Genomic DNA, 23,759 nt, shown 5'->3' on the forward strand with positions numbered 1-23,759 from the left:
GGGGGGGGTGGGGGGTCCCAGGGGATGGTGACGACCTGGGCCGCGTAGGCCAGGCCGGCGCCGAAGGCGACCAGAAGGGCGACGTCGCCCGACTTCGCGTCGCCGTCGCGGATCATCCGCTCGAGGGCGAGCGGGACCGAGGCCGCGGAGGTGTTGCCGGCGTCGACGATGTCGCGAGCGATGCGGACGTGCGCGGGGAGCTTCATCGCGCGCGCCATGGCATCGGTGATCCGGTTGTTGGCCTGGTGGGGGACGAAGCAGTCGAGCTCGTCGACGGTGATCCCGGCCCGGTCGAGGGCCTGCTGTGCCACCTTGGCCATGGAGTATGACGCCCAGCGGAACACCGCGTTGCCCTGCATCACCAGGTGCGGCATCTCGGGTGAGTCGGACGCGAGCACGTCGCGCCAGTCCTCGCGCTGCCGGATCAGGTCGTACTGCTCGCCGTCGGAACCCCAGACGACGGGGCCGATCGCCGGCGTCTCGGACGGACCGATCACGGCCGCGCCGGCGCCGTCGGCGAAGATGAACGCCGTGCCGCGGTCGGTGTTGCTGGTGATGTCGGAGAGCCGCTCGACACCGATCACCAGGACGTAGCGGGCGCTGCCGCCCCGCACCAGGTCGGACGCGAGGGCCACGCCGTGGCAGAAGCCGGCGCACGCGGCGGAGATGTCGAACGCGGCGGCCTGGTCGGTGCCGAGCTCGTGGGCGACAGCGGTCGCCGCCGACGGCGTCTGGAGCAGGTGGCTGACCGTCGCGACGATCACGCAGTCGACCTGGCGCGGGTCGACGCCGGCGTGGGCGAGCGCGTCGCGGGAGGCGGCCACCGACATCGCGACGACGGTCTCGGAGTCGTCGGCGAAGCCCCGGGTCTTGATGCCGGAGCGCTGCTGGATCCACTCGTCACTCGAGTCGATCGCGTCGACGATCTCGGCGTTGGGCACCAGCCGGGCGGGCCGGTAGGCGCCGATGCCCAGGATGCCGGCGTACGACGCGCCCTGGTCGGTCTGCAACGGACGGCCCGTCGTGCCCGTCGCGGTCACGCGGCGCCGCCCGCGGGGTGCAGGCGTACCAGGGGCTGGCCGGGCGCGACCGGGTCGCCGTCCTCGACGAGCCACTCGACGACCTGGCCGCCGTGCGACGAGGTGACCTCGATCCGGTCGCGCAGGCTGGCGACGTCGCCGATCGTGACGCCCGGCGCCAGGACGCCGGAGTCGGCAGCGTGCTCGTCGCGGTGGAAGACACCCTTGACGGGGGAGACGACCATCCGCCAGGTCGGGCTGGTCTCGATCGGCGAGGCCTCACCGTGCTTCTCGACGAACGCGCGCGCGTCGTCGAGCTGGTCGGGCCCGTCGAGCGCGAAGGTCTCGACCGGCATGCCGCGGCCGCGGAAGTACCGCTTCGCGATGCCGGTCAGGGTCCCGGCCGGCGGCATCTCGAGGATGCCGGTGACGCCGAGGTCGGCCATCGACTCCAGGCACAGGTCCCAGCGCACCGGGCGCGCGATCTGGCCGACGATGCGGCTCAGGACCTCGGCGCCGTCGTGGATCACGCTGCCGTCGCGGTTCGAGATGAACCGGGTGCGGGGGTCGTGGACGGAGATCGAGCGGGCGAGCCCGGCCACGTGGTCCACCGCCGGCGCCATGTGGGGCGTGTGGAAGGCACCAGCCACCGAGAGCGGGCGCAGCTTCGCCTTGGGGGGAGGGTCAGCGGCGAGCGCTGCGAGCTGCTCCACGGTGCCGGCGGCGACCACCTGGCCGGGTCCGTTGTCGTTGGCGGCGACGAGGCCGTGGCGCGCGAGCGTGTCGAGCACCGCGTCCCGGTCGCCGCCGAGCACTGCGGTCATGCCGGTCGGTGTCGCTGCTGCGGCGTCGGCCATGGCACGGCCGCGCTCGCGCACGAGCACCATCGCCTGCTCCGCGCTGATGACGCGGGCACCGGTCGCTGCTGCGATCTCGCCCACGCTGTGGCCGGCGACCGCGCCGAGCTTGGTGTAGGCATCAGCAGGGTGCGGGAAGAGCTCGAGCGCCGTGACCAGCGTCGTCGCCACGAGGAGCGGCTGCGCGATCTGGGTCTCGCGGATCTCGGCCTCGTCCGCCTCGGTGCCGCAGTGGGCGAGGTCGAGGCTGGCGACGGTGGACAGCCAGTCGAACCGCGCAGCGAACGTCGGCTCCTTCAACCAGGGTTGGAGGAAGCCGGGGGTCTGGGCCCCCTGTCCGGGGGCGACGATGACGAGCACCTGTCCAGCGTGCCTCGCCGCGAGTCCCAAGCGCGCCTCCGGAGCTCACGAACTCGCCGACCGTCGTTTGTGGGGTTCCTACAAACGGCCGAGTGCCAGCGCGAGCTGGAGGGTGAGCGCGTCGCGGGGCCGGGAGGGCGTGAGCCCGGTCAGGTCGGCGATCTGGCCGAGGCGGTAGCGCACCGTGTTGGGGTGCACGAACAGCGCTCGCGCGGTCGGCTCGATCGAGGCCCCATGGGCGAAATAGGCCGACAGCGTCTCGACGAGGGTCCCCCGTGCCTGGGCCAGCGGCTCGTAGATCCCGTCGATCGCCTCCATCCGGGCCCACTCGTCGCCGGCCAGGATCCGCTCCGGGAGCAGGTCGTGACTGAGCACCGGCCTTGGTGCCTCCGGCCAGCCGGCGGCAGCGCGGATCGCCGCGGTCGCAGCCTGGGCCGACAGGTAGGCGTGACCGAGGTCGGCCGCCACCGGTCCGACCACGACCGGCCCGTCGCCGAACAGGCCGACCACCGCACGGGCCGCCTTCTCCGGGTCGGTCACGCCGCCGAGGATCACCACCAGCCGGTGGCCCTGCACCGCGCCGAGAGCGTCCATCCCCGCGGCACCGGCCGCCCGTCGTACGGCGTCGATGACTCCGGCGTCGGTGTGCTCGGCCGGGGCGTTGCCGAGCACCACCGCGACGTCGCCCCGGGCGCCCCAGCCGACGGCGCTGGCCCGGGACAGGACCGCGTCGTCGGTCTCGTCGCGCAGCACGGCGTCGACGACGAGCGCCTCCAGACGCGCGTCCCAGGCGCCGCGCACCTCGGCGGCCCGGGCATAGACCTCCGCGGTCGCGAAGGCGGCCTCCCGGGCGTAGAGGAGCACGGCGTCGTGCGCGTCGCGGACGTCGGCGGGGTCGAGGATGCTCTCGAGGTTCTGCTCGACGACCTCGATGCTCAACCGGATCAGCTCGACCGTCTGGTGGAGGGGGATGGTCCCGGCCAACGCGGGCGGCGCCACGCCGAACAGGTTCGCCTCCGGGGCCTGCCCGAAGGACGGTGAGGCGGAGTCCTGCTTGAACCACTCGATGAAGTCCCGGATGCCGGCCTGCACGATCAGCCCGACCCAGGACCGCTCCTGGGGGTCGAGCTCGGCGAACCACGGCAGGTCGGTCTCCATCCGCGTGGTGGCGGCCGTGCCGAGCTTGCCCGCCGCGCTGCGGAGCTGACGGACCGCGCGCGCCCGCGGGTTCGGGGTTCGGGACACGCCTGCAGCCTACGGACCCAGCCCGGTTACGAGCGCAATCGTGATGCGGGATTTACACACCGCGCCTGTTTGCCGCCCGGCGCCCGTGGTTGAATCCTTCACCTGCCCAGGCGAACTCCGGAAGGAAACCCATGCCGATCGATGCTGCACCTTCCGAGGTCCAGTTCGTCACCATCCACGGCAAGCGGCGGGCATTCGTCAAGACGGGGTCCGGGCCGGCACTCCTTCTCCTCCACGGCCTCGCCTGCGACCGCACCACCTGGGACACCGTGATCCCGCTCCTGGCCAAGAAGTACACGGTGATCGCGCCCGACCTGCTCGGCCACGGTCTCTCCGACAAGCCGCGCGCCGACTACACGCTCGGCGGCTACGCCAACGGCATGCGCGACCTGCTCACCCTGCTCGGCATCGACAAGGTGACCGTCGTCGGCCACAGCTTCGGCGGCGGCGTGGCGCTGCAGTTCGCCTACCAGTTCCCGGAGCGCACCCAACGGCTGATGCTGGTGTCCGCCGGCGGACTCGGCCCGGAGGTGTCGCTCGCGGTCAAGCTGATCCAGGCGCCCGGCTGGGAGCAGGTGATGCGGATCCTGACCCTGCCCGGCCTCCGCCACCTGGAGACCGGAGCGCTGCGGGCGCTGGCGACGTACGGCGGCGGAGGACTCCGCAAGTACACCCGCGACCTCGACGAGGTCGCCACCATCGTCGAGTCGTGGCGCGACCGGCACACCCGGTTCGCGATCCGTCACCTGGTGCGGGCGGTGGTCGACTGGAAGGGCCAGATCGTCACCATGTCCGATCGCGCCTACCTGACCGAGACCATGCCGATGGCGGTCGTGTGGGGTCGCGACGACCACGTCATCCCGGTCCGCCACTCGAGCAACGCCGCCACGCTGGCTCCGGAGGCGATGGTCACCGTGCTGCCCGACAGCGGCCACTTCCCGCACCGCGACCACCCCGAGGAGTTCGTCCGGCTCCTCGACCAGTTCGTCAGCACCACCGAGCCGTCGGTCTACAACCGCGCTCGGTTCCGGCGGTTGCTGCGCAACGGCGCCACCGTGGCGCCGCCCCCCTTGCGCAGCGTCATTGCCTGACCTGACGGTCAGGCGTCTCCGCCCTCCTGGAGGACGCCCGCGACCGCGGTCGGGTCGTCGATCCGGTACTGGGTGAACGCCTTCTCGACCACGGCCGAGTCGATCTCGCCGGCGTCGGCCAGGGCCTGCAGGGCTTGTACGACGACCGACTGGGCGTCGATCTGGAAGAACCGGCGGGCGGCGGGGCGGGTGTCGGCGAAGCCGAACCCGTCGGCGCCGAGGACGCGGTAGTCCTCCGGCACCCAGCGAGCGATCTGCAGCGGAACGGCCCGCATGTAGTCGGACACGGCGATCACCGGTCCGGAGGAGCCGCTGAGCCGCTGCGTCACGAACGGGGTCGGCGGGGTCTCGCCGGGGTGGCCGAAGCTCCAGTGCTCGGACGCGACCGCGTCGCGAGCCAGCTCGTTCCACGAGGTCACCGACCAGAGGTCCGCGGCCACGCCCCACTCGTCACGGAGCAGCTGGGCTGCCTCCTCGATCCACGGCAGCGCGACACCGGAGGCCAGCAGGCGGACCCGCGGGCCGTCCCCGTCGGCGACCCGGACCTGGTGGATGCCTCGCAGGATGCCCTCGACGTCGACGTCGGCCGGCTCGGCGGGCTGGCTGACCGGCTCGTTGTAGACGGTGATGTAGAAGATGACGTTCTCGCCGTTGCCGTCGGGGCCGCCCGTGCCGTACATCCGCTCGAGCCCGCTGCGCATGATGTGGGAGATCTCGTAGGCGTAGCCCGGGTCGTAGTGGACGACGGCCGGGTTGGTCGCCGCCAGGAGCGGCGAGTGACCGTCGGCGTGCTGGAGCCCCTCACCGGTCAGCGTCGTGCGGCCCGCGGTGGCGCCGATCAGGAAGCCGCGCGCGAGCTGGTCGGCCATCGCCCAGATCGAGTCGCCGGTGCGCTGGAACCCGAACATCGAGTAGAAGATGTAGAACGGGATCATGTGCTCGCCGTGCGTGGAGTACGCCGAGCCCGCCGCGGTCGCCGAGGCGACGGCTCCCGCCTCGGAGATCCCCTCGTGCAGCATCTGGCCCTGGGGGGACATCTTGTAGGCCAGCAGCAGCTTGCGGTCGACCGACTCGTAGGTCTGCCCGGCCGGGTCGTAGACCTTGGCCGACGGGAACATCGAGTCCATGCCGAAGGTGCGGTACTCGTCGGGCGCGATCGGCACGAACCGCTTGCCGATCTCGGGGTCCTTCATCCAGTCCTTGAGCAGCCGGACCACGGCCATGGTGGTGGCGATCTTGTTCTTGCCCGACCCCTGCTTGAGCTCGGCGTACACCTTGTCGCCCGGGAGGGTCAACGGCTTCGCGCGGAGCACCCGCCGGGGGAGGGAACCGCCGAGCGAGCGCCGACGCTCGAGCATGTACTCGATCTCGGGCGACTCCATGCCCGGGTGGAAGAACGGCGCGGTGCCCTTCTCCTCGTACGTCGTCTCGAGGTCGCGGTCGGAGATCGGCAGGTAGAGCCGGTCGCGGAACTTCTTCAGGTCCGCCATGGTCAGCTTCTTCATCTGGTGCGTGGCGTTCTTGCCCTCGAGGGAGTCGATCGTCCAGCCCTTGATGGTGTGCGCCAGGATCACCGTCGGCTGCCCGGTGTGCTTGGTCGCGGAGTCGAACGCGGCGTACACCTTGCGGTAGTCGTGGCCGCCGCGCGGCAGCTTCTCGATCTGCCGGTCGGTCATGTGCTCGACCATCTTGCGCAGCCGCGGGTCCGGGCCGAAGAAGTGCTCCCGGTTGTAGGCGCCGTCCTCGACCGAGAACGTCTGGAACTGGCCGTCGGGCGTGGTGTTCATCTGGTTGACGAGCACGCCGTCGACGTCACGGGCGAGCAGCTCGTCCCACTCGCGGCCCCAGATCACCTTGATCACGTTCCAGCCGGCGCCGCGGAAGTTGGCCTCGAGCTCCTGGATGATCTTGCCGTTGCCGGTGACCGGGCCGTCGAGCTGCTGCAGGTTGCAGTTGATCACCCACACCAGGTTGTCGAGCTCCTCGCGGGCAGCGATGCGGATCGCGCCGAGCGACTCGGGCTCGCCCATCTCGCCGTCGCCGAGGAACGCCCATACGTTCTGCTCGCTGGTGTCCTTGATCCCGCGGTTCTGGAGGTAGCGGTTGAACCGCGCCTGGTAGATCGAGTTGATGGCGGTCAGGCCCATCGACACCGTCGGGAACTCCCAGAAGTCCGGCATCAGCCGGGGGTGGGGGTACGAGGGCAGCCCGGCCCCGACGCCGTGCTGGACCTCCTGCCGGAACCGCGAGAGCTGCTGCTCGTCGAGCCGTCCCTCGAGGTAGGCGCGGGCGTAGATGCCGGGGGAGCCGTGGCCCTGGATGAAGATCTGGTCGCCACCTCCCGGGTGGTCCTTGCCGCGGAAGAAGTGGTTGAAGCCGACCTCGTACAGGCTGGCGGACGACTGGTAGGTCGCGATGTGCCCGCCGACCTCGAGTCCCTTGCGGTTGGCGCTCGACACCATCACCGCGGCGTTCCAGCGGATGAACGCGCGGATCCGCCGCTCGATCTCCTCGTCGCCCGGGAACCAGGGCTCGCGCTCCGGCGGGATGGAGTTGATGTAGTCGGTGCTCCGCAGGGCGGGCACCCCGACCTGCTTCTGCCGGGCCCGCTCGAGCAGGCGCAGCATGATGTAGCGGGCGCGCTCACGCCCGCGCTCGTCGAGCAGCGAGTCGAAGGAAGCGATCCAGTCCTGGGTCTCATCGGGGTCGATGTCCGGGAGCTGGGTCGGCAGGCCCTCGTGGATCACCGCCGGGGCGGGGGTGTTGCGGGCAGTGGGAGTGGGGTCGGCGTCTCCGGTCACCCGGCCATCGTGGCACCTATCGGTCCTGCACAAAATCTACCCAGCGGTAGCCCCTCCTGCGGACGCCGCTTGCGCCGTCGCCCCAACTCCGCTGGACTACTCCCGACACCTCGGGGATCGACCCCGACAATCGCAATGGACTGGAGGAACCCGTGAGCGCGACCGCGGACGGCGGGACCGATTCGAGCGGACCCGCCAACCGGCTCGGATTCAAGGCGGGCATGGTCGTCCAAGAGCTCGGGTGGGACCAGGACGCAGACGACCAGCTCAGGATCGCCATCGAGGACGCCATCGACGGCGACATGGTCGACGGCGACTACGGCAACGTGGTCGAGGCCGTCGTGCTGTGGTGGCGCAGCGACGACGGCGACCTCGTCGACGGGCTCTTCGACTCGATCACCGACCTCGTCGGCGGCGGGATGATCTGGCTGCTGACCCCCAAGGTGGGGCGGCCGAACGCCGTCGACCCGGCCGACATCGCCGAGGCGGCACCGATCGCCGGGCTCGCGCTGACGACCACGGCGACCGTGGGCAGCGAGTGGGTCGCGACCAAGCTGATCGCGCCGCGAACCATCAGCTGACCACCGCTCCGACAGGTGGTGCCGAGGTTGTAACGTCGGCGGCTATGGGATCGATGAGCACGCGGGCGCGCGACGCCGCCGTCAGCCTGAAGACTCTGTCCGCTGCCGGCATCGTGCGGCCGTACGGCCCGCGCACGCTGGTCGGCATCGTCGGCGCGCTCCGCAAGTGGGGCACCACCCCGGCGGGCGGGTTCAAGAGCCTGGCGCTGCGGATGCCCGACGGCGTCGCGATCATCGACGAGCGCGGCCAGGTGACCTTCGGCGAGCTGCACCGCCGTACCAACGCCCTGGCGAACGCGCTGGCGGCTCGCGGCGTCCGTGAGGGCGACGGCGTCGCCGTGATGTGCCGCAACCACCGCGGCTTCATCGAGGCGTCGATCGCGATCAACAAGGTCGGCGCCGACGTGCTCTACCTCAACACCGCGTTCGCCGGGCCGCAGCTCAAGGACGTCGTGGCGCGCGAGAAGCCGCGGGTCGTCGTCTACGACGAGGAGTTCGAGGGACTCCTCGAGGGCGTCGAGATCGAGCACCGGGTGATCGGCTGGACCGACGGCGACCCGGGCCCGGACAGCGTCGAGGAGCTGATCCGCACGGCGAGCTCGTTCGAGGAGCCGACGCCGCCGACCCGGACGCCGCGCACGATCATCCTCACCTCCGGCACCACCGGCACGCCCAAGGGCGCCCCACGGCCGCAGGCAGGCATCCCCGCCGCGGTCGCGCTGCTCTCCCGGATGCCGCTGAAGGCCGGCTGGACCTGTCACATCGCTGCGCCGCTCTTCCACACCTGGGGCTTCGCGCACTACCAGGCCGCGATGCTGCTGGGCACGACGATGGTGCTCACCCGGAAGTTCGAGCCCGAGAACGCGTTGCGGCTGCTCGCCGAGCACGACTGCGACTCGTTCGTCGTCATCCCCGTGATGCTCCAGCGGATCCTCGCGCTCCCCGACGAGACGCTCGACAAGTACCCCCTTCCGAGCCTCCAGGCCGTCGCCTCGTCGGGCTCGGCGCTCCCCGGCGACCTGCCGGAGCAGTGGATGGACCGCTTCGGCGACAACCTCTACTCGATCTACGGCTCGACCGAGGTCGCCTGGGCCAGCATCGCGACGCCGCAGGACCTGCGGGAGGCGCCCGGCACCGCCGGCGGGATCCCGCACGCGACCGTCGTGAAGATCCTCGACGCGGACGGCAAGGAGCTTCCGGTGGGCGAGTCCGGCCGGATCTTCGTCGGCAACGACCTCCAGTTCGAGGGCTACACCGGTGGCGGCCACAAGGAGATCATCGACGGGCTGATGTCGACCGGCGACGTCGGCAGGTTCGACAGCGAGGGACGGCTGTACGTCGAGGGCCGTGACGACGAGATGATCGTGTCGGGCGGGGAGAACGTCTTCCCCAAGGAGGTCGAGGACTGCATCTCGACCCTCGACGGGGTCGCCGACGTCGCTGCCGTCGGGGTCGACGACGACGACTACGGCAAGCGGCTGCGGGCCTTCGTGGTCTTCGCGGACGGCGCCGAGGTCTCCGAGGAGGACATCCGGAACCACGTGAAGTCCAACCTCGCCCGCTACAAGGTGCCGCGCGACATCGTGGTCCTCGAGGAGCTGCCCCGCAACGCCACGGGCAAGGTCCTCAAGCGCGAGCTCGCCCAGATGGACACCCCGTGACCGAAGCCGGACTCGCCCTCGGCGGGCCCGCGCCCGACTTCACCCTGCGCGACCAGTTCGGGCAGGACATCACGCTGTCGTCGTACCGGGGGACCAAGGCGGTGCTGATCCTCTTCTACCCGTTCGCGTTCAGCGGCGTCTGCTCCGGGGAGATGAGCTCGCTCCGGGCCCGGCTCGACGAGTTCCTGACGTTCGACACCGAGGTGGTCGCGATCTCCTGCGACCCGATCTACTCGCTGCGGGCCTGGTCGGACGCAGAGGGGCTGAACTTCGCACTGCTGAGCGACTTCTGGCCGCACGGCGAGGTGACCCGCGCCTACGGCGTCTTCGACGAGTCGGCGGGCGCCCCGCTGCGGTCGTCGTACGTCATCGACCGCGACGGCAACCTCGCCTGGGCCGTCCACAACGCCCTCTCCGCCGGCCGCGACCTCGACGAGCACCTCAAGCAGCTGCGCGCCGCCGTCGACTGATGGCCCGGGCGGACTAACGCGGTAGTCCTTTCGGATGATTTTTCCCGCGAAGTGACCTTTGCCCCTTGGACGGATGTTTCCGTCTCGCTACAGTTCGTTTCGTCGAACCGCTGGTGACCCGAGACGCCAGCGGTTCGGCCTTTTTGTTTGGGCCGAGCGTGTCGCGGATCGTGTGGCGCCGCCTGGGCCATCGCTTCGCTCGGCCCGCGGGCGTCACACGATGCGGCTTCGCCGCGCGCGCCCCGCTGCCGGCCTGGAGGGCGTTTCGGGGTGATCGGTGCCGGACGGTAGGCTCGCGGCCGCTGAATGCGGGCGCATAGCTCAGCGGTAGAGCTCCTGCCTTACAAGCAGGCGGTCACAGGTTCGATCCCTGTTGCGCCCACCTCGAGAGCACCGGGCGCCGTCACCGACCGGGCGGCGTCCACACCCGGAGACCGGCGACCCGGTGGTCGCCCACGGCCATGCCGAGGGCGACGAACCAGCCGACCACGGTCCAGCCCGTGAAGAAGTTGATCGCCCCGATCGCCGGCGCGTTGGCCTTGCCGCGGGTGGTGGCGATCGCCCAGGGCAGCAGGTAGCCGCAGGTCGCGAAGGTCGCGACCCAGGTGACCAGTGCTTGGCGCGCGCGGTCCTGCTTGTCGGTGACGATCTCCAAGTACATGGGCGCACCTTAGTAGGAGTGCGAGCTCGGAATCGTCGGTGAGAGTCCTCTCACCGACGACTCATGAGGGACTCACCGGCTCCGTATTGGCTCTTCCTCAACGCCGACAACGACAAGGAAGGGCGAACACGATGAAGATCAATCCGCTCCGGATGATGACCCTGGGACTCGCCGGGCTGGTCGCCACCGGCCTGATGGCCTTCCAGCAGAGCGCCAGCGCCGGCTTCGACCAGTCGGTCCTCAAGCGCGACGAGGACACCCCCGACGTCGTACTGGTGGACGACGACGATGCCGACGACACCAACCGGCTGGCTCGGGACACCCACACCAACACCAACAGCCGGTCCCGCAACACCGGCAGCGACAACTCCCGCACGGGCGACCGCAGCGGCCGCGACGACAGCCGCAGCGGGCGGCGGGTGAAGGACTGGACGGGCGACAACACGAACTCGCGGCGTCGGGACTGGTCGCAGAACCGCACCAACGACCGCTCCCGCCACAACACCCGGTGACCCGGTGAGCCCGACCCTCGCGCCAGCGGCCGACGCCAGCTGGGGCCTGCGGGAAGGCGACGCGATCACCCCCGAGCTGACCGCCCTGCGGCTGCTCGGGGGTGGCTCGGCGTACGAGGCCTTCCTCGCCTTCGACGAGATCACCTACGGCCCAGTGGTGGTCAAGGTGGTCCGGCCGACCGAGGTCGACGACCCCGAGACCCTGCACGGGCTCGAGCGGGAGGCGACCGCGCTGGAGATCGCCAACCATCCCGTCGTCGTCCGCGGGCTTCGGTACGACGCCGACGGTCCTCGGCCGCACCTCGTGCTCGAGCACATCGAGGGGCCGCGCCTGTCCACGCTCATCCGACGGTACGGGCGACTGTCGGAGCAGCAGTACGTGCCGCTCGCGATCGACATCGCCTCGGCGCTGCACTACTTCCGGTACGTCGACGTCTGCCACCTCGACATCAAGCCGAGCAACCTGATCATGGGCTCTCCCGCCCGGCTGATCGACCTGTCCGTCGCGCGGTCCGCAGCGGCCGCCGCCGCGATCAAGGGCGTGATCGGGACCGACGCCTACCTGGCACCCGAGCAGGCCGCGCCGGGCGGGGCCGGCCGCGAGGGTGGCGAGGTGCCGAGCTTCGCGAGCGACGTGTGGGGGCTGGGGGCCACCCTCTTCCACGCGATCGCAGGGGAGCGGCCGTTCCCCGAGGGCAACCGGGACGGCGCGACTCCTGCCGAGCGGCACCCGCAGGTGGTCGAGCCACCCGGTGAGCTGCCTTCCGGGGTGCCACCGGAGGTCGTCGCAGTCATCAGCTCCGCGCTCGCTCCGCGGCCGGACGACCGCCCGTTGCCCCACGAGATCGCCGAGGCGCTCGAGCCGGTGCTCGCGCGGCAGCCGAAGGCGCGGCTGACGTTCAAGGTGAATGCCCGCCCGGTCTGAGGGCCGAGTGCGGAGACAACTGCACATCTGCACCGGAATCCGCTGGCCGCGAGGCTTCCCGGACCGGACAACGGCGCAGATGTGCAGTTGTCCACCGACAGCGGTTCAGGCGTGGCCCGGGAAGTGCTGCTGCCACCGGCGCGACAACGTCTTCGGCGTGCCCGGCATCCGGCGCTCGAGCAGCAGGCGGTGGATCTTCGCGACCGTGTGGCCGGGGGTGGAGTAGATGCCCCTGCCGGTGACCACGACGATCCGCCAGCGGTCGTCCTCGATCCGCTCCCGCCGTTCGAGGTCCGACTCCCACTGGCTCTCGCGCTCGATGTGGTGGCGCCCGTCGTACTCGACGATCAGGCGGGCCCGCGGCCAGCAGAGGTCGTAGCGCCGGAACCCCAGGCCGTCCTCGTCGCCGAAGGTTCGGTTCACCACGGGTTCGGGGAGCCCGGCGAGGAGGATGAGCATCCTCAGCCTGGTCTCCATCGGGGAGTCGACCCGTTCGCGGACGAACGCGGCGGCCGCTCGCGCCTGCGCCGCGCCTTTGCCGGACGCGGCTGCGCAGAAGGCGGTCAGCCGCTTTCGGGACACCAGACCGCGGCGGACCAGGTGGTCACCAACGACCACGAGGTCGACGAGCGGCAGCTGCGAGGCGAGATCGAGGAACACCTGCTCCGGCGTGGACACCCGGATGCCGGCGAGGAGCCGGGTCTGCGCCTGGGCGGCGACGTGGCACGCGACCCCGGCGCGACGCCGTCGATCGTCGGCTCGACGGACGGTGACGTGCTCCTGCGGGAGCGGAGGGATCGGTAGCCGGTAGAGGCGCGCCGCGGTGGCGTGGCTCGCGTGCGCGTCGGCCGGGAAGAGCGACAGGGCGCCGGTGGCGACCAGCAACGGCGTCACCTCCACGTCCGCCGCGACGTGCACGCCCCGGAAGAGCGCTTGGTAGTCGGCACCCGCGAGCTCGCGGTCGCTGATTCCGTGCGCCAGTGCCTGAGCACGCGTGAAAGGTCGGCTGGTGTCGAAGGCGGCGTGCCGGCCGCCTGGTACTGCGGTCATGTCCAGAGGATCCGCCGGATCCGCGATCGCCGCGGGGCTCATCCACAGGACCCAGGGCTCAGCCGTTGAACCGGTAGCCCATCCCGCGGACGGTGGCGATGGTGTGGGCACCGAACTTCTTGCGGAGGTAGCCGACGTAGACGTCGACCACGTTGGACCCGGGGTCGAAGTCGAAACCCCAGACGTGGTCGAGCAGCTGCTCGCGGGAGAGCACCTGCCCGTGGTTGAGCATGAAGACCTCGGCCAGCGCGAACTCCCTCGCGGACAGGTCGACCTCGTTGCCGCCGACCGTCGCCCTCCGGGTCCGCAGGTCGAGCCGCACCCCACCCGCCTCGACGGCGCCCAGGGAGCCGTCGGTGTCGGTGGCGTGCACCTGGCGCAGGCGCAGCCGCACCCTGGCGAGCAGCTCGGCGAACCGGAAGGGCTTGGGCATGTAGTCGTCGGCGCCTCCCTCCAGCGCGGTCACCGTGTCGGTCACCGAGTCGCGGGCGGTCAGCACGATGACCGGCATCCGGGACCCTTGCGACCGAAGCTGGTCGAGGACGTCGAAGCCGTCGACGCCGGGCAGGCCGATGTCGAGCACCATCAGGTCGAACTCGCCGCTCAGCGCATGGTCGAGGCCCTCGCGTCCGTCGGCGCAGACGGTTGTCTGGAAGCCGTCGGCCCGCAGACCCTTGGAGACGAACGAGGAGATCTTGACCTCGTCCTCCACGATCAGGATGCGGGCCACGGCTCTGTCTCCTTGGGGCGGGGCTGGCGAAGGGGAAGGGTGAGGACGAACCGCGCGCCGCCGGACGGCGCGTCCTCGACGTGCGCCGTGCCGCCGTGGCCGACGGCGATCGCGCGGACGATCGAGAGGCCGAGGCCGAACCCTTCGTCGTTCTCGCGAACCGCGCCTCGTCCGAAGCGTTCGAAGATGTGCTCCCGGTCGGCCGGCGGCACCCCGGTGCCGGTGTCCCGGACCCAGATCGTGACCAGCCCGGCTGCAGAATCGGCCCCGATGGCGATCTCGTCGCCCTCCTGGGTGTGCTTGACCGCGTTGTCGGCGAGCTGCAGCACGGCCTGGGTGATCCGCTGCCGGTCCATGTCGATCCCGATGGCGGGCGCGCCGTCGTACTGCCAGTGCCGGTCGCCGAGGCCGCGGGCCTTCGCGACCAGGTCCTCGACCAGCTCGTCGAGGTCCACCCGTCCGATCCGCAGGAAGTCCGGACGGTCGCTCTTCGCCAGCAGGATCAGGTCGCGGGTCAGCCGGGCCATCCGGTCCACCTCGTCGAGCAGGAGGTCACGGGTCGCCTCGACCTCCTCCGGGCTCGAGGCGTCGAGCAGCTCGAGGTGACCGCTGAGCACGGTCAGCGGGGTGCGCAGCTCGTGGCCCGCATCGTCGAGGAACCTCTTCTGGGAGATGAACGCCGACTCCAGCCGGTCGAGCATGCCGTTGACCGTGCGGGTGAGCGCGGTGATGTCGTCGTGGCCGCTCACGGGCAGCCGCTGCGAGAGGTCCGTGGCACCGATCCTCTCCGCCGTCGAGCGCAACGTGCGCAACGGCGCCAGCAGCCGGCCCGACTGCCACCAGCCGATGACCAGGACCAGCAGCAGCGACAAGAACGCCACGATCGCGTAGGTGCGCATCGTCTCGTTGAGCAGGGCGTCACGCTCCGAGAGCTCCTGGACCACGACGAGCGCGCCGACCCGGTCATCACCCTCGAACTGCACGGACTGGACGGCGATGAGGACCTCGCCGTCGCTCGGGCTCGTCCAGAGCCGGCTGCCGTTGGTGGGGGTGAGCTCCTCCACGATCCGGTCGAACTCCGGGTCGCCCAGGTAGGCATCGTCGCCGGGGTCCTGGCCGGGGATGGGTTCGTCGTCGTACCAGGCGAGGAACGCCTCGGAGGGGCTGGGGACGTTGCGGTCCAGGAAGACCTGCAGCAGGGGGACGACGCCCTCGAACGGCTCGCCGGTGCGCGGGTCGACGCCATCGTCCTGGAACCTGATGAACTCCTCGAGCTCCTGGTCCACCTCGCCCCTCGCCTGCTCGCGGTTCCGGTCGTGCTCGATCAGATAGACGATCGCACCGGAGCCGGTGAGAGCGAGCGCCACCAGCAAGGCAACCGCGAGGGCGATCCGGGTGCGCACCGAAACGCCCGACCGCTGGGGTCGGGCGACCGGTCGAGGCTCCCCGGTGTCAGTCGTCGTCTTCCTCCTCGTCGTCCCGGTCGTCCCGGTCCTCGTCCCGGTCGTCCCTGTCGTCGTCCCGGTCGTCGCCTCGGTCGTCGTCGCTGTCGGCACCTCGGGTGTCGGGATCATCATCGCGCTCATCGTCCCCGCCGGCATCCCCGGTGGGCGTGCGGGTGTCGTTGTCGTCCGGCTCGTCGGCGGCGTCGTCAGTCGCGTCGTCGCTCGCCTCGTCGCCCGCGTCGTTGCCCGTGTCGTCGTCACCGGTGTCGGCAGCGGTGTCGTCATCGTCCGAGTCCGCGGGGGACGGCTTCCGCGCCGGTTCCCGCTCGTCGCGCGGATCCGCGGCCGGAGCGACGGGCTCGGAGTCGTCCTCGATGATGATCCGCTCGCGCGGCGGAGAGTCGTCGGAAGAGGCCACCAGCGATCCGGCGACGAACGCGGCGAGCGGGAGGGCCACGCCGAGCGCGACGAGGATCTTCAGCAGCGTGCTCATGCTCCGATGCTTCCCGGGTCGCGTGGCGCGAGCGTGAGACCGACATGAGAACGCTCTCACCTGCCGTTCGTCGCAGAGCGGCGCGCGTTCGCCGTACGGCGGCCTCGAGCAACCTCGCGGCAACCTCTGCCGCCCCTAGAGTGGCGCTCGTCACCACCCTCGCTCAGCTCACCTCAGCCGGAGGAGACCGATGTTCGTTCCGTTCAGCGTCCGTGACTTCCTCGACCGCGCCGTCGCCGTGTACGGCGAGCGGGTCGGCGTGGTCGACGAGCCGCAGCAGCCCGCTCCGAGCCAGGGCGAGTTGACCTATGCCGAGATGGGCGAGCTGGCGCGACGCCAGGCCGCCCGCCTCGACCAGCTCGGGATCGCACCGGGGGAGCGGGTCGCGGTCGTGAGCCACAACAGCAGCCGGCTGCTCACGTCGTTCTTCGGTGTCTGCGGCTGGGGTCGGGTGCTGGTGCCCGTGAACTTCCGGCTGCGGCCCGACGAGGTGCAGTACATCGTCGAGCAGTCCGGGTCCCGGGTGCTCTACGTCGACCCGGAGCTGGAGGAGTCGCTGAAGGGTGTCGACTGCGAGCACAAGTTCGTGCTCGGCACCGACTCCGACCTCTACGCGGAGCCGGGCGTCGAGCCCGAGCCGTGGGAGCACGACGAGTCGGCGACGGCGACGATCAACTACACGTCCGGCACCACCGCGCGGCCCAAGGGCGTGCAGATCACGCACCGCAACATCTGGACCAACGCGATGACCTTCGGCCTGCACACGACGATCAGCGACCGCGACGTCTACCTCCACACGCTCCCGATGTTCCACGCCAACGGCTGGGGCATGCCGTTCGCGATGACCGGCGTCGGGGCGCAGCACATCGTCCTGCGCAAGATCGACGGTGCCGAGATCCTGCGCCGGGTCCGTGACCACGGGGTGACCGTCATGTGCGCGGCGCCCGCTGTGGCCGCGGCGGTGCTCGACGCGCTGCCCGACTGGGAGGGCGAGATCCCCGGCCGCGACCGGGTGCGGATCATCATGGCCGGGGCACCCCCGCCGACGAAGACGGTCGCCCGGGTGGAACAGGAGCTCGGCTGGGAGTTCATCCAGATCTACGGCCTCACCGAGACCTCCCCGCTGCTCACCATCAACCGCCGGCGCGCCGAGTGGGACGACCTCGAGCCGGAGGAACGCGCCCAGAAGCTCACCCGAGCCGGCGCACCGGCGATCGGCGTGACGCTGAGGATCGACGACTCCGAGGAGGGGGCCGGCGAAGTGCTGGCCCGGTCCAACGTGGTGCTCGAGGGCTACTGGGAGAAGCCCGAGGAGACCGAGGCCGCGCTCGGTGACGGGTGGTTCCACACCGGCGACGGCGGGGTCATCGGCGACGACGGCTACCTGACGATCGCCGACCGCAAGAAGGACGTGATCATCACCGGCGGCGAGAACGTCTCGTCGATCGAGGTCGAGGACGCCCTTTTCTCCCACCCCGCGGTGGCCGAGGTCGCCGTGATCGGGGTGCCCAGCGAGAAGTGGGGCGAGACGATCAAGGCGCTCGTCGTACTCGCTGCCGGCGCCGAGGCCGGACCGGACACGGAGGCCGAGCTGATCGCCTGGTGCAAGCAGCGGCTGGCCGGCTACAAGGCACCGACGTCGGTGGAGTTCCGCGAGGAGCTGGCGCGAACGGCGACGGGCAAGCTGCAGAAGTTCAAGCTGCGTGCGAAGTACTGGGAAGGGCTGGAGCGCCAGGTGAACTAGGGGTTCGCAGGAATCCCCGGTCGACCGGGGATTCCTGCGCTTGTCGGGCAATGCACTGGCCGACAAGCGCGAGGTTTGCCTGCTCGACGTGATCCCTGGGGCAGGAGTGACACGCCGGCGGGTTAGCCGGCGACGTCGACGGGCCAGCCGGCGGCGCGGAAGGCGTCGGCGGTGGTGGCGGTCCAGGCTGCCGAAGCCTCGTCGCGGCCGGCGACGAAGGTGATCAGGGTGGCGACCTGCGGCGCGGGTGGTACGGCGAGAGGCCGGCCACTCACCGGGTCCTCACCCCCGCGGGCGTCGATGCAGGCGACGTGGTCGATCTCGAGGCCGAGGCGCCGCTGGTGGATCGCGAGGCTGAGCACCGCGACGCCCGAGCTGCCGTGACCCTCGAGCTCCAGGGGGCCGTTGGTCACGACGCGGGCGTCGCCGACGACCGCCAGCAGCTGCTCGCCGGTGAGCCCGTCGACCAGCACCACGGGTCGAGGGTTGGGCTCGTGGTCGCTCTGCACGGGCACCACCGTAGGGTCTGACCCACAGGTCCCGTGGAGCAGGAACCCGGTGTGAGTCCGGGGCGGTTCCGCCACTGTGACCCGGTCGCGCCTCGCGCGGCAGGGCAGCCAGACACTGGCCACGGGGCATCCGATCCGATGAGGGGCGAGAACCCCGAGGAGGCTCTGCAGTCGAATGCGCGTCGCACTCTTCTCCACGTCCGACACCGACCTGCTGTCCGCCCGTGCCAGCGGCGCCGACTACGCGCTCGCCAACCCGGCACGCTGCGACGCGGCCGACCTGGGGGAGCTCGCCGGCTCGGCCGACCTCGCCGTCGTCCGGTTGCTCGGCTCACCGCAGGAGTACGACGCGGAGCTGGCCGCCGTGCGTGGCGCCGGTCGGCCGGTGGTGGTCCTGGGTGGCGAGCAGACGCCGGACGCGGCGCTGATGGCAGCCTCGACGGTGCCGGTCGGGATCGCCGCCGATGCGCACCGCTACCTCGTCGAGGGTGGGCCGCCGAACCTGGCGCAGCTGCACGCGTTCCTGTCCGACACGGTGCTGCTGACCGGTGAGGGGTTCGAGCCGCCGGCGGTCGTCCCGGCGTGGGGGTTGTGGGAACGGGGTCTCGAGACGGTCGCTAGCGCGACCTCCTCGACCACCGGCGTTGCGGCCAGCGCGACCTCCTCGACCACCGGCGTTGCGGCTGGCGCGACCTCCTCGACCACCGAGGCGAAGGCGCGGGTGGGGATCCTCTTCTACCGGGCGCACCAGGTGAGTGGGAACACCGACTTCGTGCACGCCCTGGCCGACGCCGTCGACGCGACCGGTCACGCGGTCGCCGTACCCGTCTTCGCCGGGTCGTTGCGGGCCGCGCCCGACGAGCTGTTCGAGGCGCTCGGCACCCTCGACGCCCTGGTGGTGACGGTGCTGGCGGCGGGCGGCTCGGTGCCCGCAGCCGTGAGTGCGGGCGGCGACGACGAGACGTGGGACGTGGAGCGGATCGCGGCGCTGGACATCCCTGTGCTCCAGGGGCTGTGCCTCACCAGCAGCCGGGCGGAGTGGGAGGCGTCCGACGACGGGGTCACCCCGCTCGACTCGGCGAGCCAGGTGGCGATCCCGGAGTTCGACGGACGGATCATCACGGTGCCGTTCTCCTTCAAGGAGGTCGACCCCGAGGACCCGGACAGGCTGCCGCGCTACGTCGCCGACCCGGAGCGCTGCGCCCGGGTCGCCGGCATCGCGGTCAACCACGCCCGGCTGCGTCGTACGCCGGTGGCGGAGCGGCGGCTCGCGCTGATGCTGTCGGCCTACCCGACCAAGCACGCGCGGATCGGCAACGCCGTGGGCCTGGACACCCCGGTCTCGGCGGTGCACCTCCTGCGACGGCTCCGCGACGCGGGCTACGACCTGGGCGGTGCCAACAGCATCACCCGGATCATCGACGGCGACGACGACACCGTTGCCGGTGACGCCCTCATCCACGCCCTGATCGAGGCAGGCGGCCAGGACGAGGAGTGGCTGACCAACGCCCAGCTCACCGACGCGCATGTGCGGATCAGCGCCGACGACTACCGGGCGTGGACCGCGGACCTGCCCGACGACCTGCGGGCCGCCATGATCGAGGCGTGGGGTGAGGCGCCCGGACGGCTCTTCATCAACGAGCGCCAGGAGATCGTGCTGGCCACGCTGCGGGCGGGCAACGTCGTGCTCATGATCCAGCCGCCGCGGGGCTTCGGCGAGAACCCGGTCGCGATCTACCACGACCCCGAGCTGCCGCCGAGCCATCACTACCTGGCGGCGTACCGCTGGGTCGAGCGAGGCTTCCAGGCGCACGCCGTCGTCCACCTCGGCAAGCACGGCTCGATGGAGTGGCTGCCGGGCAAGAACGCGGCGCTGTCGGCGTCGTGCGCGACGGATGCGGCGATCGGCAGCCTGCCGCTGATCTACCCCTTCCTCGTCAACGACCCGGGCGAGGGCGCCCAGGCGAAGCGACGCGCGCACGCGACGATCGTCGACCACCTGGTGCCGCCGATGGCGCGGGCGGAGTCGTACGGCGACATCGCGCGGCTCGAGCAGCTGCTGGACGAGTACGGCAACATCGCCATGATGGACCCGGCCAAGCTGCCGGCGATCCGCGGCGAGATCTGGCAGCTCATGAAGAGCGCCGAGATGCACCGCGACCTCGGACTGGACGAGCGCCCCGAGGACGACGACTTCGACGACTTCCTGCTCCACGTCGACGGCTGGCTCTGCGAGATCAAGGACGCCCAGATCAGGGATGGCCTCCACGTCCTCGGCCAGGCTCCTGCCGGCGAAGCCCGGGTCAACCTCGTGCTGGCGATCCTGCGGGCTGCCCAGGTGTGGGGCGGCCAGGCGCAGGCGGTGCCGGGGTTGCGGGCGGCGTTGGGCCTGGGCACGGAGACGCCGGAGGTTTCGAGGCTCGGCGCTAGCGCGCCTCGCACCTCGACCACCGGCGAGGCAGGCGAACGCGTGGAGGTCGACAGGATCGAGGCTCAGGCGCGCGACCTCGTCGAAGCGATGGAGAAGTCCGACTGGGATCCCGCGGTGGCGACCACCCTGCACGACGACCCCGAGGTGCAGCGGGTGCTCGAGTTCGCCGCGACCGAGGTGGTGTCGCGGCTGGACCGGACCACCGACGAGCTGGACGCCGTGCTGCACGCGCTCGACGGCGGCTTCGTGCGGCCCGGTCCGTCCGGCTCGCCGCTGCGCGGCCTGGTCAACGTGCTGCCGACGGGTCGCAACTTCTACACCGTCGACCCGCGCGCGGTGCCGTCCCGCCTGGCCTGGCAGACCGGACAGGCGATGGCGGACTCGCTGCTCCAGCGCTACCTCGACGACGAGGGGCGCTATCCGGAGTCGGTGGGCCTCTCGGTCTGGGGGACCAGCGCGATGCGCACGTCCGGCGACGACATCGCGGAGGTGCTCGCGCTGCTGGGCGTCCGGCCCGAGTGGGACGAGGCGTCGCGCCGGGTCCGCGAGCTGTCCGTCGTACCGCTCGACGAGCTGGGGCGGCCGCGGGTCGACGTGACCGTGCGGATCTCCGGCTTCTTCCGCGACGCGTTCCCCCACGTGGTCGCGCTGCTCGACGACGCCGTCCAGCTCGTCGCCGCGCTCGACGAGCCCCTCGAGCAGAACTTCGTGCGCGCCCACGCGCAGGCGGACCTGGCGGCGCACGGCGACGAGCGCCGGGCCACCACCCGGATCTTCGGCTCCAAGCCGGGGGCGTACGGCGCCGGCCTGCTGCAGGCGATCGAGGCCGGTTCGTGGCGCGACGACAAGGACCTGGCCGAGGTCTACACGGCGTGGGGCGGGTTCGCCTACGGGCGCGGGCTGGACGGCGTGCCGGCCGGCGACGACATGCGCACCAACTACCGCCGCATCAAGGTGGCGGCCAAGAACGTCGACAGCCGCGAGCACGACATCGCCGACAGCGACGACTACTTCCAGTACCACGGCGGCATGGTCGCCACGGTGCGGGCGCTGACCGGGGCGGACCCGAAGGCGTACGTCGGCGACTCCACCTCGCCGGACGCGGTCCGCACCCGCACCCTGCAGGAGGAGACCAACCGGGTCTTCCGGGCGCGGGTGGTGAACCCGCGGTGGATCGGCGCGATGCAGCGGCACGGCTACAAGGGCGCGTTCGAGCAGGCGGCGACGGTGGACTACCTGTTCGGCTTCGACGCCACCGCGGGCGTCGTCCACGACTGGATGTACGCGGCGCTGGCGAAGGAGTACGTCCTCGACGCGACGAACCAGGAGTTCCTGCGCCGCTCCAACCCGTGGGCCCTCCGGGGGATGGTCGAGCGGCTGCACGAGGCCGCCGAGCGCGGGCTGTGGGCCGAGCCGGACCCGGAGGTGATGGCGGCGCTGCAGGCCGCCTACCTCGAGGTCGAGGGCGACCTGGAGGACCGGTGAGGATCCGCATCGTCGGGATCGGGATGGGCGCCCACCAGATCACGCCGGAGGCCGCCGACGCGCTGCGGACCGTCGACTACGTCGTCGCCGCCGAGAAGCAGCAGGGCGACCCGTTGCTCGCGATCCGGCGCGAGATCGCGGCCGAGCTCGGCGTACCGCTGGTGGCGGTGCCCGACCCGCCGCGTGACCGGGAGCCCGACGGCGACGGCGGGTACGCCGCAGCGGTCGCCGGCTGGCACGCCGCCCGGACGGCTGCCTACGAAGCCGTGCTGGCGGAGCGACAGGGCACCGCGGCGTTCCTGGTCTGGGGTGACCCGGCGTTCTACGACTCCACCATCCGGATCGTCGAGGCGATCGCGGAGCGAGGGGTGGTCGAGGTCGATTACGACGTCGTGCCCGGCATCAGTGCGCTCCAACTGCTGGCCGCGCGCCACCGGATCGTGCTGCACGACCTCGGTCAGCCGTTGCACGTCACGACCGGCCGGCTGCTGGCCGACGCGGTCGCCGACGGGCAGGCGAACATCGCGGTGATGCTGAACCGGTCCGTCGAGCTCGACGGGCTCGACGAGTGGACGATCTGGTGGGGCGGCAACCTCGGGCGCCCCGAGGAGGAGCTGGTCGCCGGCCGGGTCGGCGACGTGCTGCCGGAGATCGAGACGGCACGCGAGCGGATCCGCGCCGCGGCGGGGTGGGTGCTCGACATCTTCGTGGTGCGGAAGCCGGTGGTCCCGTGACGGGCGCCGGGCCTTGTGACGGTCGCCGGAGCGACCTCGTCGACCAACGGCGCGAGCGACCAGCGGGGCGGGCCATCCTCGTCGCGGGCATGACCTCTGACGCCGGCAAGACGGTGGTGGTGACCGGGCTGTGCCGGGCGTTCGCGCGGCGGGGGATCGCGGTGGCGCCGTACAAAGCCCAGAACATGTCGAACAACTCGATGGTGGTCCTCGACGGGTCTCGTGACGGTCGCCAGAGCGACCTCCTCGACCTCCGAGATCGCTTCGCGACCTCCTCGACCAACGACGGATACGGCGAGATCGGGCGCGCCCAGTGGGTGCAGGCGTTGGCGGCGGGGGTCGAGCCCGAGGTGGCGATGAACCCGGTGCTGCTGAAGCCGGGGAGCGACCGACGCAGCCACGTGGTGCGGATGGGGCGACCCGACGGCGAGATCGCGGCGCGCGACTTCACCGCGGGTCGGGAGCGGCTGGCGGAGTCGGCGTTCGCGGCGTTCGACGACCTCCGGTCGCGGTTCGACCTGGTCGTGGCGGAGGGCGCCGGCAGCCCGGCCGAGATCAACCTGCGGGCGTCGGACTACGTGAACATGGGCCTCGCCCGGCACGGCGACGTGCCGACGATCGTGGTCGGCGACATCGATCGCGGTGGGTGGTTCGCGTCGGCGTACGGCACGCTGATGCTGCTGGACGCGGCGGACCAGGCGCTCGTCAAGGGGTTCGTCGTCAACAAGTTCCGCGGCGACGTCGACCTGCTGCGGCCCGGGCTCGCCGACCTGGAGACGCGGACCGGCCGCCCGACGTACGGCGTCCTGCCGTGGCACCCGGACCTCTGGCTCGACTCCGAGGACGCGCTCGACCTCTCCGGCCGGCGGTCCGTCGAGGGCGCCCGCCGGGTGGCGGTGGTGCGGCTGCCGCGGATCAGCAACTTCACCGACGTCGACGCGCTCGGACTGGAGCC

The 23,759-nt window shown here is 71.3% G+C and carries 20 protein-coding genes, 1 tRNA gene and 1 riboswitch; of the genes, 11 read left to right on the forward strand and 10 right to left on the reverse strand.

The window, feature by feature from the left end; translation table 11 throughout:
* The 3 genes from H0488_RS10470 to H0488_RS10480 all read right to left on the reverse strand — a co-directional run.
* A partial coding sequence (locus H0488_RS10470) for a beta-ketoacyl-ACP synthase III (RefSeq protein ID WP_183099236.1) occupies positions 1–1,010 on the reverse strand: 1,010 nt, incomplete at its 3' end.
* Between the two features lie 26 nt (positions 1,011–1,036).
* On the reverse strand, positions 1,037–2,236 hold the full coding sequence (locus H0488_RS10475; RefSeq protein ID WP_183099220.1) for an acyltransferase domain-containing protein: 1,200 nt from the start codon (positions 2,234–2,236) through the stop codon (positions 1,037–1,039).
* Between the two features lie 78 nt (positions 2,237–2,314).
* On the reverse strand, positions 2,315–3,481 hold the full coding sequence (locus H0488_RS10480) for a PucR family transcriptional regulator (protein ID WP_312856284.1): 1,167 nt from the start codon (positions 3,479–3,481) through the stop codon (positions 2,315–2,317).
* A 131-nt stretch (positions 3,482–3,612) separates the two neighbouring features.
* Between H0488_RS10480 and H0488_RS10485 the strand changes: the two genes are divergently transcribed.
* Positions 3,613–4,572: an alpha/beta fold hydrolase gene (locus tag H0488_RS10485; RefSeq protein WP_183099221.1), complete on the forward strand. Its 960-nt coding sequence runs from the start codon at positions 3,613–3,615 to the stop codon at positions 4,570–4,572.
* Between the two features lie 8 nt (positions 4,573–4,580).
* Here the strand turns inward: H0488_RS10485 and aceE are convergent, their stop codons facing one another.
* The gene (gene aceE / locus H0488_RS10490) at positions 4,581–7,373 is read right to left on the reverse strand and encodes a pyruvate dehydrogenase (acetyl-transferring), homodimeric type (protein ID WP_183099222.1); all 2,793 of its coding nucleotides are present in this window, start codon (positions 7,371–7,373) and stop codon (positions 4,581–4,583) included.
* Positions 7,374–7,525: 152 nt separating this feature from the next.
* Here aceE and H0488_RS10495 point away from each other — a divergent pair, with 152 nt between their 5' ends.
* The 4 genes from H0488_RS10495 (at position 7,526) to H0488_RS10510 (ending at position 10,467) form a co-directional block, all read left to right on the forward strand.
* The gene (locus H0488_RS10495) at positions 7,526–7,954 is read left to right on the forward strand and encodes a DUF3052 domain-containing protein (RefSeq protein WP_183099223.1); all 429 of its coding nucleotides are present in this window, start codon (positions 7,526–7,528) and stop codon (positions 7,952–7,954) included.
* Positions 7,955–7,998: 44 nt separating this feature from the next.
* Complete coding sequence (locus tag H0488_RS10500) at positions 7,999–9,615, forward strand: AMP-binding protein (protein WP_183099224.1); 1,617 nt, start codon at positions 7,999–8,001, stop codon at positions 9,613–9,615.
* Positions 9,612–10,085, forward strand: coding sequence for a peroxiredoxin (locus H0488_RS10505; protein WP_183099225.1), 474 nt, complete (start codon positions 9,612–9,614; stop codon positions 10,083–10,085). Before H0488_RS10500 ends, H0488_RS10505 begins: the two co-directional genes overlap by 4 nt.
* Positions 10,086–10,395: 310 nt before the next feature.
* Positions 10,396–10,467, forward strand: a tRNA-Val gene (locus H0488_RS10510).
* Positions 10,468–10,488: 21 nt separating this feature from the next.
* Here H0488_RS10510 and H0488_RS10515 read toward each other — a convergent pair.
* Positions 10,489–10,746, reverse strand: a complete 258-nt coding sequence (locus tag H0488_RS10515; RefSeq protein WP_183099226.1) for a superinfection immunity protein — start codon at positions 10,744–10,746, stop codon at positions 10,489–10,491.
* 131 nt (positions 10,747–10,877) lie between these two features.
* Here H0488_RS10515 and H0488_RS10520 point away from each other — a divergent pair, with 131 nt between their 5' ends.
* Together H0488_RS10520 and H0488_RS10525 are read left to right on the forward strand one after the other, a co-directional pair.
* Positions 10,878–11,258, forward strand: a complete 381-nt coding sequence (locus H0488_RS10520; protein WP_183099227.1) for a hypothetical protein — start codon at positions 10,878–10,880, stop codon at positions 11,256–11,258.
* Between the two features lie 4 nt (positions 11,259–11,262).
* Complete coding sequence (locus H0488_RS10525) at positions 11,263–12,183, forward strand: serine/threonine-protein kinase (protein ID WP_183099228.1); 921 nt, start codon at positions 11,263–11,265, stop codon at positions 12,181–12,183.
* A 105-nt stretch (positions 12,184–12,288) separates the two neighbouring features.
* Here H0488_RS10525 and H0488_RS10530 read toward each other — a convergent pair whose 3' ends face one another.
* Genes H0488_RS10530 through H0488_RS24065 form a run of 4 tightly spaced genes read right to left on the reverse strand, consistent with a single transcriptional unit; the run spans position 12,289 to position 15,901 of the window.
* The gene (locus H0488_RS10530) at positions 12,289–13,233 is read right to left on the reverse strand and encodes an endonuclease domain-containing protein (RefSeq protein ID WP_183099229.1); all 945 of its coding nucleotides are present in this window, start codon (positions 13,231–13,233) and stop codon (positions 12,289–12,291) included.
* Positions 13,234–13,291: 58 nt separating this feature from the next.
* Positions 13,292–13,963 (reverse strand): response regulator transcription factor, encoded by a 672-nt coding sequence (locus H0488_RS10535; RefSeq protein ID WP_183099230.1) that lies wholly within the window; start codon positions 13,961–13,963, stop codon positions 13,292–13,294.
* Positions 13,948–15,366 carry a sensor histidine kinase gene (locus H0488_RS10540; RefSeq protein ID WP_312856285.1) on the reverse strand — a complete coding sequence of 473 codons (1,419 nt, stop codon included), beginning with the start codon at positions 15,364–15,366 and terminating at the stop codon, positions 13,948–13,950. The genes H0488_RS10535 and H0488_RS10540 overlap by 16 nt, the downstream gene beginning before the upstream one ends.
* Before the next feature lie 49 nt (positions 15,367–15,415).
* Positions 15,416–15,901, reverse strand: coding sequence for a hypothetical protein (locus H0488_RS24065; protein ID WP_246371824.1), 486 nt, complete (start codon positions 15,899–15,901; stop codon positions 15,416–15,418).
* A 190-nt stretch (positions 15,902–16,091) separates the two neighbouring features.
* On the opposite strand from H0488_RS24065, the gene H0488_RS10545 reads away from it, so the two are divergent.
* Positions 16,092–17,645, forward strand: a complete 1,554-nt coding sequence (locus H0488_RS10545; protein ID WP_183099231.1) for an AMP-binding protein — start codon at positions 16,092–16,094, stop codon at positions 17,643–17,645.
* 122 nt (positions 17,646–17,767) lie between these two features.
* Here H0488_RS10545 and H0488_RS10550 read toward each other — a convergent pair whose 3' ends face one another.
* Positions 17,768–18,154 (reverse strand): hypothetical protein, encoded by a 387-nt coding sequence (locus tag H0488_RS10550; protein ID WP_183099232.1) that lies wholly within the window; start codon positions 18,152–18,154, stop codon positions 17,768–17,770.
* A 14-nt stretch (positions 18,155–18,168) separates the two neighbouring features.
* A riboswitch (cobalamin riboswitch) is annotated at positions 18,169–18,275 on the forward strand.
* A gap of 54 nt (positions 18,276–18,329) precedes the next feature.
* Between H0488_RS10550 and cobN the strand changes: the two genes are divergently transcribed.
* From cobN to H0488_RS10565, 3 genes are all read left to right on the forward strand, one after another.
* Positions 18,330–22,070: a cobaltochelatase subunit CobN gene (gene cobN, locus H0488_RS10555; RefSeq protein ID WP_183099233.1), complete on the forward strand. Its 3,741-nt coding sequence runs from the start codon at positions 18,330–18,332 to the stop codon at positions 22,068–22,070.
* The gene (gene cobF, locus H0488_RS10560; RefSeq protein WP_183099234.1) at positions 22,067–22,804 is read left to right on the forward strand and encodes a precorrin-6A synthase (deacetylating); all 738 of its coding nucleotides are present in this window, start codon (positions 22,067–22,069) and stop codon (positions 22,802–22,804) included. Before cobN ends, cobF begins: the two co-directional genes overlap by 4 nt.
* Positions 22,805–22,893: 89 nt before the next feature.
* On the forward strand, positions 22,894–23,759 hold an 866-nt coding region (locus H0488_RS10565), incomplete at its 3' end, for a cobyric acid synthase (RefSeq protein WP_183099235.1).

It is taken from the genome of Nocardioides pelophilus, assembly GCF_014180685.1.
GTDB classification, from domain to species: Bacteria; Actinomycetota; Actinomycetes; order Propionibacteriales; family Nocardioidaceae; genus Nocardioides; species Nocardioides pelophilus.

Coding starts and splice junctions, on each gene's coding strand:
- H0488_RS24065 (WP_246371824.1), bottom strand. CDS start 15,901: ATGAGCACGCTGCTGAAGATCCTCGTCGCGCTCGGCGTGGCCCTCCCG.
- cobN (WP_183099233.1), top strand. CDS start 18,330: ATGCGCGTCGCACTCTTCTCCACGTCCGACACCGACCTGCTGTCCGCC.
- H0488_RS10515 (WP_183099226.1), bottom strand. CDS start 10,746: ATGTACTTGGAGATCGTCACCGACAAGCAGGACCGCGCGCGCCAAGCA.
- H0488_RS10500 (WP_183099224.1), top strand. CDS start 7,999: ATGGGATCGATGAGCACGCGGGCGCGCGACGCCGCCGTCAGCCTGAAG.
- H0488_RS10530 (WP_183099229.1), bottom strand. CDS start 13,233: ATGACCGCAGTACCAGGCGGCCGGCACGCCGCCTTCGACACCAGCCGA.
- H0488_RS10485 (WP_183099221.1), top strand. CDS start 3,613: ATGCCGATCGATGCTGCACCTTCCGAGGTCCAGTTCGTCACCATCCAC.
- H0488_RS10545 (WP_183099231.1), top strand. CDS start 16,092: ATGTTCGTTCCGTTCAGCGTCCGTGACTTCCTCGACCGCGCCGTCGCC.
- H0488_RS10520 (WP_183099227.1), top strand. CDS start 10,878: ATGAAGATCAATCCGCTCCGGATGATGACCCTGGGACTCGCCGGGCTG.